The organism is Maledivibacter sp., assembly GCA_025210375.1.
In the GTDB taxonomy this organism is placed as follows: domain Bacteria; phylum Bacillota; class Clostridia; order Peptostreptococcales; family Caminicellaceae; genus JAOASB01.
Window position 1 is genome coordinate 12455 of the sequence record JAOASB010000050.1, and the last position, 13312, is coordinate 25766.

At 32.9% G+C, this 13312-nt stretch carries 5 protein-coding genes; 3 read left to right on the forward strand and 2 right to left on the reverse strand.

Annotated features, from left to right (window positions below; genetic code table 11):
* Nucleotides 1-178 precede the first annotated feature (178 nt).
* Nucleotides 179-925 (forward strand): folate family ECF transporter S component, encoded by a 747-nt coding sequence (locus N4A68_17080; GenBank protein MCT4566007.1) that lies wholly within the window; start codon nucleotides 179-181, stop codon nucleotides 923-925.
* Here the strand turns inward: N4A68_17080 and N4A68_17085 are convergent.
* A complete protein-coding gene (locus tag N4A68_17085) occupies nucleotides 908-1807 on the reverse strand; it encodes a LysR family transcriptional regulator (GenBank protein ID MCT4566008.1) in 900 nt (299 codons plus the stop codon). The genes N4A68_17080 and N4A68_17085 overlap by 18 nt on opposite strands.
* A 189-nt stretch (nucleotides 1808-1996) precedes the next feature.
* Here N4A68_17085 and N4A68_17090 point away from each other — a divergent pair, with 189 nt between their 5' ends.
* The gene (locus tag N4A68_17090) at nucleotides 1997-10852 is read left to right on the forward strand and encodes an S-layer homology domain-containing protein (GenBank protein MCT4566009.1); all 8856 of its coding nucleotides are present in this window, start codon (nucleotides 1997-1999) and stop codon (nucleotides 10850-10852) included.
* 792 nt (nucleotides 10853-11644) lie between these two features.
* Here the strand turns inward: N4A68_17090 and N4A68_17095 are convergent.
* Complete coding sequence (locus N4A68_17095; GenBank protein MCT4566010.1) at nucleotides 11645-11827, reverse strand: uracil-DNA glycosylase; 183 nt, start codon at nucleotides 11825-11827, stop codon at nucleotides 11645-11647.
* Nucleotides 11828-12229: 402 nt separating this feature from the next.
* On the opposite strand from N4A68_17095, the gene N4A68_17100 reads away from it, so the two are divergent.
* The gene (locus tag N4A68_17100) at nucleotides 12230-13075 is read left to right on the forward strand and encodes a patatin family protein (protein MCT4566011.1); all 846 of its coding nucleotides are present in this window, start codon (nucleotides 12230-12232) and stop codon (nucleotides 13073-13075) included.
* The last annotated feature ends 237 nt before the right edge of the window (nucleotides 13076-13312 follow it).

The following is a 13312-nucleotide window of genomic DNA, read 5'->3' on the forward strand; positions in this document are numbered from 1 at the left end:
TTTATATTACCATTGTACACCGATAAAGTACAGCCCTAGGACGTTTTATACTGAGTACCTCCAAAGGAGTAATGTCCAGTGGGAGGTATTTTAGTGGCTAAACAACCTTGAAAAGAACAAACTATAACTGTATAATAGAAATAATCTGTTGCAAAAAATATATACATAGAGGTTTTTTATGAAAAATGACATTTCAACTAAAGCTAGATTGTTTTCAACTAGAATATTAACAAGAATAAGTTTACTTATAGCACTGAATATTATTTTATCTAGATTCTTAGGCGTTATGCTACCTATTGCGGGTTTTCCCACTATCAAGATTAGTTTTTCCCATGTTCCTTTATTTCTGGCGGGGATTCTATATGGCCCCCTTGCTGGTTTTATCTGTGGCTTTGTATCCGACTACATAGGCTCCTTTATATCCAATGGGGCAGGAGCGTTTCTTCCTGGTCTTGGATTCTTTTTCGCTATTTCTGCCGGATTGGTGGGAATGATTCCCGCCTTGATTTATAAATATACAGAAAAAGGAATCATAGACTTTTATAAAATAAATACGATTTTTATATTATTTGTTTCTGCTTGCTTGCTAAGTATTTTTTATATTAAGGGTATTCTTTTTTCTCAAAATATATTGGTTACTATTTTATTATTTATTGTGATCATAATATTTATTTTTCTTCCCGTGATGGCTACAAAAATATTTAAAAGGAAAAACTCCCTTACATCATTTCAAAAGATATATTTTTGTATAAATGTTTCTAGAATTATTACATCGGTGTTTTTGAATACCTTTTTACTATCAATACTGTTTGGTAAAGGTATGTTTGTTTTTCTGCCAGCCAGAATATTGACTAATTTTATAATGATACCTATGCTATCCATAGCAACTACAATATTGATAGATATTTTACGTTTTCAAGAATGATGCAATTTTATGGGACAGTAAATCTATAAACTCACTTGTATAATTGCTTAGAGCTTTGTTCTTCCTATGAAAGCATATAATTTCTACCATATGCTTATCTATTTCAATCTCATGTAGATTATATTTTTCTTTATAATATGCACTTTGGGTCATGCCCATCATATATGCGTTTGTGGATGATACAAGCTTGTATCTGGCTTCCTTATCGTTGATATAGATACTATTGTTGGAATCAATAAAAAGCTTTTCATTTGCCGTATTTGGATAATAGGATTCATTTCTAAAGTGAACAAGCTTATAGTTTTTCAGCTCGTTTAAAGGATTAGCTTTCTCAAGTGCCGGATGGTTTTGTCTTAACTTAACATATATTTGCTGTATACTTAGGGGAATTATCTCAAATAGATCATCATCTAAATATTTACCTTTACCATATTTGGAGTCGTAGGGAAAAATCAATATACCAAGGTCACATTCTTCTTCTAACACTCCACTAATGATTTCGTTATACTCACTTATTTTTAAAGATAGGTGGGTATTTTTTGTGCTTTCATATTTTTTAGCAAATGCATTAAAGGCATCTAGAATAGGTGAAAAATCAAAGGTCTTTATTTTAAGTGAGTTGATAGTATTGATTCTTTTGATGGTCTTTATATTCTTCACAGTATTTAGTATTTTTTTTGCTTCGCATAGTACCAGATAACCCTGCTTTGTTATCTCAAGCTTTTTACTTGTTCTATTAAAGATTTTAAAACCAAGTTCCCTTTCAAGATCCTTGATTGACTGACTAATTACGCCTTGTGATACATAAAGATTCTTTGCAGCTCCAGTGAAGGAACTTGTTTTTTGTATTTCTATTAAATAAGTTAATTGTTTTATAGTCATAATTCACCTTCTATTAGTTTTTTAGATAATTGAATTAGTAAAGCAAATGCTTGAAACCTCTTGGCCTATGCTATAATGAGTATATAATACAACATTTGAGCAAAAATGACAATATTTTTGCGTACATATATCTAAAAAAGTAATGTATAGAGTGGCGTTTTAAAACCAAATTTTAAAGGGGGATAACTTATGAAGACAAAATCGAAAATATGCAGCTGGATTATTACTTTCTTCACTTTATTTAATGCAATTATAAACCCTATATTTTATATGGGCAGTATCAATTCATACGCTGAAACATCAGAGGAGGCTCAAGATGGAACTCAAAATACGGAGGTTATTGATCTAAATCAGTTTGACACAGAAGTAGATATATTAAATGACTCCGATGTAATCTTTTTTGAAAGCAAGAGCCAAACTGTAAGTGAAGATGATGGAGAAATCAATATAGTAATAAAAAGATTGAAGGTAGGGGAGGAAAAAAACCTAGAACTGACCTTCAATGGTACCTGTACAGAGGGAGAAGATTATAGCTTAGATAGTAAAAGTATAACCTTTGATGGTGGAGAAATGTCTAAGGAGATTTCATTAAGGATAATAGATGATGATGAGGTAGAAGCTACGGAAGAAATAAATATCCTATTGGAAAGTAATGGGGGATTCAAGAGCGATTGTAGAATAGAAATAAGGGATAATGATAAACTAGAAAATAATGATTTAAAGGATAATGATCTAGAAGATAATAGTTCAGAAGATGAAAATTTAGAAAATGATACAGAAGAGATGTCCCTAGGCGAGGAGCTGACTACTGTTGAAAAAGCATCACCCATAAGCCTGTCATTCAGTGCAGGGGATTATTCTGTACAGGAAGATGCAGGTGAAATTGAATTTACCGTACATCGCAGCGGTGTAGGGGATGGCGAAGTAACAGTTGATTTTGAAACAGGTTCTCCACAAGCATCTCCTAATATAGACTTTGAGTATAGTCGTGGAACTATAACCTTTAAAGCCGGGGAAACTGAGAAAAAAATTAAGATAAAAATAATAGATGATTCTAGGCATGAAAAGAAAGAATTAATGACCATAGAGCTAAAGGAACCAACGGGTGGAGCTATCCTAGGTGAAAATCCCATCAAGAATATATATATTGAAGATAATGACGAAAAGAGAACATTTTTTTCCTTTGAAAAAACAGAATACAAATTCTATGAGGGAGGGTATAAGAAACCGGCAAAATTCAAAATCCTTCGTACAGGAAATCTCGATGATCATTTCAACTTAGACATAGTTATTGAACCCACAGCAGGTAGTGATTTTGTTAATTATGGGGATTATAATTTTTATGATTCATCTGTATTTTTTCACGAAGGGGAAAAAGAAGTAACAATATCTATGGAAATAATGGAAGATGATTTAGATGAAGCCATGGAGTCCTTTACATTGAAAATAAAAAATAGGGATGAGGGCAAATTTGAAGCTAGTACAGCCTACGTAGAAGTATATGATAAAGACAATACCGTTGAATTTGACGGTAATAGTTGGGGATGTTATGAAGGCTCAAAGGATGTAGAAGTGGTTGTCAACAGATCGGGGGCTGTTGATCAGGAGGTTTGGATCAATTACGAGACTCAGGACATAAGTGCAGAAAAGGGCAAGGATTATGAATCAGTAAAAGGAACCCTAATATTTTCTAAGGGCGAAACAAGAAAATCCATCAAATTAAATATATTGGATGACAATTCATTTGAGGATAAAGAATCCTTTAAGCTTAAAATCACCGACGCCAAAGAAAATGTGAAAATAAAGGGCATAGGCGAAATGACAGTAAATATTACTGATGATGATAGCCTAGCCGGGGATGAGGTTGTAAGAATTGAGCTTAAAGGTGTTACATATAATCCTAATATAAAACGATTAAAGGTTTTAATAAAAAGTAAAAACTATTTTGAAGAAAGTATACCTGTTATTATTGAATGTGAAGAAGTAGACGAGAAGGGGAATCCCTTAGTAGGGGATCATTATAAAGAAAAAAAGGATATAAAGTTAAACTACTCCAATGAAATTGTAGATATAGATATGGATATAGGGAAGGTGTCAAGTAAAGCTGTAGCCATAAGACTTAAAGCTCCTTCACCCAATATAATAATAGAGGGCAAGGATAAAGTTTGTGTTGACATTGCAAGTAAGATAGAATTCGATGGAAGGTATAATAATACAGTATATGAAGAGGATGAAAAGGAAATACAGCTTGTGCTTAGAAGAACAGGATATTTGAACTGTGGTGCAGACGTTGATTTAGAATTTGATGCAGACTACAGGTACAATCCTTGTGATTTTTATATCGATGATGAAAACAAGTCGAATTCTAGGATAAGTTTTAGCACCGGAGAAAGTGAAAAGGTTATAAGGATTAAGAGTAAAGATGATGCTAGTTTTGAGGGTACAGAAACCATAAACTTGATAATCAAAAGTGTTTGCAATAGTTCTGTAAATACATATATAGGAGATAATAACAAGGCGGCCTTCACCATAAATGAAAGGGATGGGGAAATCAGTTCAATAAAATCCTTTTATAATGCTGTAGAATCAGAAGACGGTACCCTTGATATTACTTTTTTGAGGGAAGGATATGTAGAATGTAGAAATGAGATGTTTCTAACATGGGATACGGATTATATAACCATAGATACAAATAAAATCGTCTTTGAACCCGATGAAACCGAAAAAACTGTGACCCTTAAAGCAAAAAAAATAGATGGATATGACGATATACTCATTGGTATGATCCATTATTACTCCAATGATAAAAATATGAGCTTTAATAAGGATATAAGAATTAGACTACAAGAAGAACCCTTGGGGAAATTAGAGTTTTATGATGATTGGGATGTCCATGAAAATTATGGATATCCTATATATGTAGATATAGGAGGAAGCAAGGAACTCCTTGATAGTAATAAGACCATAAAGGTAAAATATAAAATAATAGATGGAACTGCAAAGGAAGGCGAAGACTTCACAGTAAAATCAAAGGAAGGAATAATTGATGTAAAGCCATATAAGAATTATTATGAGAAAGAAAGTAACTATTATAAGGATTGTTGGCCTATTATCAATATAGTTGATGATAGATTACCAGAGGATGATGAGTATTTTGAGATACATTATGAAGTAGACCCTGATGATAGGATTAGGACAGAAAAAACAGTGGCGAGATATACTATAAAAAATAGTAATATTCCAACCATGAGTATTGATAAACCCTCTTTAGTAAAGCTTCTTCCAAGTGAAGAGAGTATTTGGAATATAAAGGTAGCAGATATTAACAAAGACTATCCCTATGCCAATATACCAATAGTAGTCACGGAAAAGAAGCCCAATAATGATGTAATAAAAACAATAGTTAAAACCGATGAAAAGGGTGAGGCTCAGTATAAAGTACAGGTTCCAGAAAAAGGATTTATTAATGGTACCTATAATTTGGATTACAAAATGGATACCGAATTTGAGCCTGACTTATCAAATATTCCTACTTACAATAGGTATAGGTATATAGAAAATATCAATACCAATTATTATGTATTCCAAGGATATACTAATCTTTCGGGAACCGTATATCATGCGGAGTCTAAAAAAACTTTGAATGGAGTAGAGGTTTCTGTATATAAATACGATAAGCTTGTGAAAACCACACGTACCAATGAAGAAGGTCAATATAGGATTGAAGGTTTAGAACAAGGTGATGAATATACAATAGAAGTGGAGCATCCGGTCATGAGCTTATCTAGAACATTGATCAATACAGAATTGGATACAGAAACAGTATATGATGTATTTTTAGCCTATGATACAGGGGTTAAAGATCCAATGCTATATGAATTTAATATGGAAATAGAATCAGATAAATTAAAGTATCGTAGGTATCTTGATGTCATCGATACATATGATAGGGAGTATGTGCTAAGTAAAGGAAAGGATATAAATACGAGGCTACATATGAATTGGAATGGACATAGGCCTAAAAAAGTACAATACATATTTAAAAATGGTAATGGAGATACGACTAATGTAATAGATCATCCCGTGGGAGCTTACAACAATGCAATCATAAATCAGAGGATTGAAAAAGGAAAGGATTGGAAAATAGGCGACAGGCTTTTTATTCAGGGTGTAACAGAGGTTGGTACAACTACAAAGCCAGTAGAAGTTAAGATAGTATTAATAGAGAGATCTGGAATAGCCAACGCAGAGGGGCTTGTAGCTGAGGAACAACTACCCTCAGTGGAGTCTCCCAGTACACCGGATGATTTTGAATTCTTAAATAATTTATCCATTGCTTTAAAATTTTCCAGTGTAAATATTGAAGTGAAAAAAGAGAGTAATGGTACCATGAAGATGGAAATAGGAAAGGGTATCAAGGATAAACAATTTGGTTCTAATTCAGGCAAGGAAAGGCTGGAGTCGCTTAGAAGTGAATTAAAGAAAATAAAGGATCAAGTCAAGAAAACAGTAAATAGCAAGTCGAAGTTTTCTATTGGCAAAAGTAATAGTGATAAGGGTGCAGAACTACTGGTTAGTGGAAGCCTTACTTTAAAATGGGATGATAAAAATGCAGAGTGGAAGTTCCATGAAGGCAGTATGGCTTTAGTAGGTGAAGCAAGCTTTAAAAAAGGAAAACAATTTGTAATAGTATGTGTACCCGTATATGTAGAGGGTGAGATAATCGGCAAGCTAGAAGCCGCCCTTGACTTTGATTATAGTGAAAAGAAATTGAAGTTGATTGGACGTATAACCCCTACACTCACAGGAAATATATATGCAGGATTAGGTAGCGAGTATGTAGGTGTAGGTATATATGGAAAAATAGAGCCCTCTGTGGATTTTAAATTCCAAAAAGATGGGACAGATATTTTCTTCAAAATGATTATGGAGTTGGGTGGAGAAGTAAGATTTTTATTTTTTAAAGCAAGGGAAAAAGTCTTTGAACATACATGGGAGGATACGATAAAAAAGGGTACATCGGATAAAAATGAAAGTAGCCCTGCCATGGCAAGAAGTATGGAATCCGATTATTTTGCATCGGCCTTTGAAGAGATAGACAGAGTTAGAAATACTAATTTCGCCCTAGATTTCAATGAAATGAATGAAGTAAAGCTATGGGATTTAAAGCCTATGGAAAGAACGGGTTCAAATAATAGTATGATGTTTAGAGCATTAAGGACTGATGAAGATGGGGATATTATTTCAAAGGATGTTTTTGGTGATGCTAAACCTAAGGTTGTAGAGCTAGAGGATGGATACCTAGGTGTCTGGATAGATGATATTAAAGAGCGTTCGGATATGAATAGAACAGCAGTTGTTTATTCCATATTTGATGAAGAAAATTGGTCGGAACCTATTCAGATAAACAATGACAATACTGCTGATTTTAACGCTGATTTAGCAATGACCTCAAGGGGAGGGGCGGCAGTTTGGCAAAACACATCAAAGGAATTAGATGATACTGCCACAATAAAGGATTTTATGGCTAATACAGAAATCAAAGCAAGTACCTTTGAAGTACCTTCTAAATCTGAAGCAAATCAATGGAATAATACCATAGCTTTAACCGATGACCTGTATTATGATGGAGTGCCTAGTATTTCCTTTGATGGATCAAGGGGTATGGTAGTCTGGAGTAAATATAAAAAGGATGATTTAAGCAGCTTAAATACCATAGCAGATATTTTAAATGCTGACCCTAAGTACATAGATATAATGTTTTCAAAATGGGATGGAAATCAGTGGAGTGAACCACAGACAGTTATATCAAATGAAGGGTCCCTTTCAAAGGGTTCTTTAGCCTATGATGGGTACAGGGCTATCTATGCATATGAAGCTGATAAAGATTTAGACTTCATTACATCAATTGATAAGGAAATAAACATAATAACCTATGATGATACTGGGGAAGAAGCTAAAGGGCAGTGGAGTGAACCCATCAGTATAACCAGTAATGGAGTATCGGACACAAATCCTAGGGTTATATATTATGAAAATAAACCTGTTTTGTTCTGGAATCAAGATGGGAAAATCGTTTATGTTAGAGATTTTGAAACAAAGGATATTGAAGTCGCCGTCGAAAATGTTAGTAAAGGAATCGGATTTGAAATATCTCAAAATAATAAGGGTATAATGACCCTAGCATGGACAGAGGGCTCTGGGAAAATATTCACTTCAGTATTTGACCCAGAAAGTAATATATGGAGTCAAAAGCTAGAAATTACAGACACAAATAGTGAAAAACTTGAAGGAGATGCTGGGAGTAAGATTAGTCGTTATTTTGACGCTTCCTTGAATGATAAAGGGGATATAATGGCTTTATATGACTGTGTTGAATTAGTTGAAAAAGCTGGAGGGATAGAAGCCGGAAGAACCGATTTAAAATACGCAAGCTATGAAATAGGAAACGATTTAGCTATCAATGGGGCAAGTATTAGTTTTTCTAACGATAATCCTATGCCGGGAAACAATATAACTATATCTGCATTATTACAAAATCTAGGGGAATTTGTGCAGAAAAATATCGAAGTTTCATTCTATGATGGTGATCCAGAAGATGGAGGAATACTAATAGATACGGTAGAAATAACTGATATATTAGGTGGTAAAGAAGATAAAATTGTATCTACCGACTGGAATATACCAATAGAACAGAAAAACCATAATATATATATAATAGTAGATCCTAAGAATAGAAAGATGGATAGGGATAGATCAAATAATATAGCAGCTTCAAATATTGTTAAACCTGATCTCGAAATTTCAGATATAAAAACTAGAACATTGCAGGATAAAAGAAAGCTGTATGTAAAAATCAATAATAATGGTAGTGTAATAGCTGAAAATTCATTATTGGAATTATATGTAGAGGGAAAGGAGGAAAGAAGATTAATCGATACAGTACATCTAGGGGACATAACTCCAATGGCACAGATTGAAAAGAGTATTGAGTGGACACCGAAGGATAGTGATTTTAATGAAGGCTTTGCAAAATTAGACTTTATAGTAGATTCTGATACCGATGATTACGATTATTCTAATAATATTTATGGGTATAATGAGAAACCAATAGAAAAGAAAGAAGCCCTTGTACCTAAGTCCCTCAAGCTTAATAAATCAAATTTAAAATTAGGAGTAAATACTACAGAAACATTGATCGAAGTATTTTCCCCCATGGATTCAGAGTACAAAAAGGTTATATGGAGTATCGATAATCCCTCTATAGCCCATGTAGATCAAAATGGAAGGGTTAAAGGAATTAACAAAGGCACTGGGGTTATTACTGCCAAGACAGAAGACGGTATATTACAGGCTCAGTGTACAGTAGAGGTAACTGATCCACCCTTTGTAGTGCTAAGTGGAGATACTGAGATGAGGATAACAAGGGGAGATACATTTACAGACCCAGGTGCTAAGGCATACGATGGAGAGACAGATATATCAAAGAGAATTGAAGTAACGGGGGATGAAATTGACACGTCGATTGTGGGTTCGAATGAAATATATTATTATTGTACCAGCGAAGAAGGGGTGGCTTCACAAGTCAAGGTGAGAAAGGTAATAGTAGCCCCGGAAAAGGTAAAGTTAAGTAATCGGGATAATGGTATTAAAGTAATGGGGGTTGAGGGATTAGCTGGATTGAAATTGTACGATATAAATGAAAATCTCATAAAAGCTGTTAATGTGATGGATGCTTCAAATGATTATATATTTAAAAATATAGATGGTGATAGGGGTTATTATGTATCCCAAACAGTTAGGGGTATAGAAAGCGAATTATCCTATATAAAAGTTGATAAAGACAGTAACGCACCGGTAGATAAAGAAAATAATTATGTTCAAAAGAAAAAACATAAACCAAAATCCAAAAAGTATTATGATAAAAAGGTTATTAAATTGGATAAAGGAAGACAAAGGATTACATATACAGTAAATAAAGATGTAATCGACCTGCTAAAAAATTCTACTAAACAAGATATTGATATGGTATATGAAGCTAAGGACTCTGATGTAAGTAATATAAGGATACCAAATAATTTATTATCCCATTTTGATGATAGAAATATAAGTATAAATATAAACAAGGTAAAGCTTAAGCTAAGTAAGGAATTGATAAAAAAATATAATGATAATGGTAAAGATATCAATTTAGAGATTAGTTTAGGGGATATAGAAGGGATTAAAAAAATACAGCGGGATGTTAAAATAATTGGGAGTCCTATAGAAATTAAGGCTGATATCAATATGAATACCGATGTATATGTTCCCTTAGATGGAGAGCTATTATTAGAAAGGGGCATGGAACTAAGGAAGTATTTAGATAAACTAAGGGTTCTAGTGGTTCACAGTGATGGAGATATAGAATACAAAAAAGGAAATATCTCATATGATCAAAGGGGCAATCCCATTGGAATAAAGGTTACTGTAGACAGATTTAGTACATTTGCTATTGTGAAGGAACAGAATCCAATAATGAAAAATATAAGCTTTAAGGATATAGAAGGAATGTGGGCCAAGGAGTATATAGAACAATTAGTTCTAAAGGGTGCTGTCAGTGGATATCCCGATGGATATTTCAGACCTGATAAAAACATAACTAGGGGAGAATTTGTATCTATAATATCAAAAGCTTTCGATTTAAAGGATAAGAAGGGGATAGTTTATAGTGATACCAAAAATCATTGGGCTAGAGAATATATAGATATGGCTGCTGCTGGAGGAATAGTAAAGGGATATAATGAGAATAGTTTTGGACCTAATGATTTCATCACTAGAGAACAGATGGCAGTAATAATCTCAAGAATCATTGAAAACCAAAATCAATCTAATAAACAAGACTTCAAAGACTGGAATGAAATAGCCGATTGGGCAAAGGCATCGGTTGAAAAAACATACAATAATAATATAATAAATGGATATCCAGATAAAACATTTAAACCTAAAAAATATGTTACCCGTGGGGAGGCTGCAACGGTAATAATAAAAGCTTTAAATCAAAACTAACAAATCAAATTTTGATAATTTTCTAGAATATACCGGGGAAACCCGGTTTTTTTTCATTACAATCATAAAAAATTTTATAATATGCTACGTTCTAGATTGTTTTTTTGATATAATGTAATTATTCTTTTTGACAATAAGGAAGGTGGAATAATATGAACCCCAAAATGAAAAAAACTGTAGCAATAGCTATAGCGGCTATTATGATTTTTGGATTGTTTTCAGGTATGATATTTTCATTTGCTAGTTTATAAAGAAAAACAGCGTCTTAGGACGCTTTTGTTTTTGATAAAGTAAAGGAATAGATCGAGAACATAACGATCTTACTCGCACCATTAAAGATAACTTATTACCTAAACAAAATCTTTCGACTCGGCCCAAGCAAATCACTACCCGTAATGATGGTTTGTTCGACCCTGCATCATATCTTAACAACCCTATGCAATCTTTCGACCAGATAGGATCATTGGCAGTATAATGTATTACCAATATACTACATCGACACCATGCAGAATCTTCGCTCGACCCTATATGATAGGTTGGGATCCTATTATAATAATACAAAAGTACGACCATAATACAACCTTTCCCAACCATATAAAATCTTCCCTCCGACTGGATACCAGCCATACTAGACCAGTAAACAATCTTTGGTCGACCCATATACACCCTAGATTATAGAGCATATATAGATCTTCGCTCAACCGTTATGTCCCCGACACTATATATTATGGACGATAATGTGGAGTATATACTAAAATACATAATGTAGTTTTTTCCATTTATAATCCTTTTTTATAGGTTTTTGCTTTTCACTGCAAAGGCTCCACATTTTTTCCCCGAGCTTCTAAGAACCGCAATTGATGGTATCAGACTGGTCTTAAAGCCAAAATATCTACAACCCCTTGGACTGTTTTGATCCCATGTTATATAAAAATACTTACATTTAAAACAATCTATTCTATCCCTTTGTGACATACATAATCTCCTTTTGACCTAGTCTAAATTATTCATAGAAAATTTAAAACTTTGCTGTGTCCTTTTATTTCTAAAGCATTAATCGAGGAAATTGCATAACTCTTACTTGGCACAATTGCATATGCGAATATCATCCTATATTTAATTGCTTAAGATATAAGCATATTTGATGGTATAGCTTTAAGAATTTTAAAACTACATGTAGCAGATGGTTTTCACAGAAAGTAATTATGCAATTTGCTCAATCGAAAATCAAGACTTATTTATAAATATTACTCTATTTTTTTGAAATTTACAACGGGGTTAAAATATACCCATTATTTAACATGGGCTTAGTGGAATATAACGAGTAAATAGTACAAAAAATTTATACTGAATGAAATAAAAAAATAGGGTGATTTTATGAAAAGTGTAGGATTAGTATTACAAGGTGGAGGGATGAGGGGAGTATATACTTCAGGAGTACTAGATTTTTTTATGGATAAAGATTTGTATTTTTCATATATTATAGCTGTCTCGGCTGGGGCGTGCAATGCAATAGCATATATTACAGGAAAAAGAGGATTTGGAAAGAAAATTTGTATAGATTATATAAGTAATAATAAATACATAAGCTATAAAAACCTATTAACCAAGGGGAGTATAGTAGATATGGATTTCATATTTGATAAAGTACCAAATACACTAGACCCCTTTGATCTTGACGAAATAGCTAATTGCGATAACAAATTTATTATTGCCGCCACCGATTGTAATAATGGAAATCCCGTATATATAGATGTGGATAACTGTAATGACATCATTACAGCCATAAAAGCATCTAGTAGTGTACCCTTTGTAACAAAAACCGTGGGATTTGAAGATATGAATCTTTTGGATGGAGGCATATCAGATCCTATACCCATAAAAAAATCAATAAAGGATGGAAATAATAGAAATGTAATAGTTTTAACTAATGAAGATGGATATACACAGAAAGCTTTCAAAATGAAAAGACTGGCCAATAGAATGTATCCAGACTATAGGGATTTAGTAAAATCAATCCTAGATTGTCATACATTATATCATGAAACTATTGACTATATAAAAGAACTTGAAACTGAAAAAAAAGTTTTTATTATAAGACCAAGCAGATATTTGAAGCTAAAAACATTTGATAGAAATACTACAAGAGTTAAAGAACTATATGAATTAGGCTACAGGGATGCTGAAGAAAAATACCTTGAGCTAAGGACCTGGTTACAATAATAAATATATATAATGGATGTGATGTCTGGATAAGTGTGGTATATTAATGAGATGAAAACTAAGGGGGTTATACTTCCTTAGTTTTTATATATTTTTAAAACGTATTGTAAGGGAACTAAAAATTGGAACCAGAAAAGCTTGTTCAGAAGATTTTGTTAATACTCTTGTATTTTTGTGAATAATATAATATTGTATGATAGAGAACAGGGCAAATATAAAAAATAAACTAGTCATCTT

Coding starts and splice junctions, on each gene's coding strand:
- N4A68_17080 (MCT4566007.1), top strand. CDS start 179: ATGAAAAATGACATTTCAACTAAAGCTAGATTGTTTTCAACTAGAATA.
- N4A68_17085 (MCT4566008.1), bottom strand. CDS start 1,807: ATGACTATAAAACAATTAACTTATTTAATAGAAATACAAAAAACAAGT.
- N4A68_17090 (MCT4566009.1), top strand. CDS start 1,997: ATGAAGACAAAATCGAAAATATGCAGCTGGATTATTACTTTCTTCACT.
- N4A68_17095 (MCT4566010.1), bottom strand. CDS start 11,827: ATGTCACAAAGGGATAGAATAGATTGTTTTAAATGTAAGTATTTTTAT.
- N4A68_17100 (MCT4566011.1), top strand. CDS start 12,230: ATGAAAAGTGTAGGATTAGTATTACAAGGTGGAGGGATGAGGGGAGTA.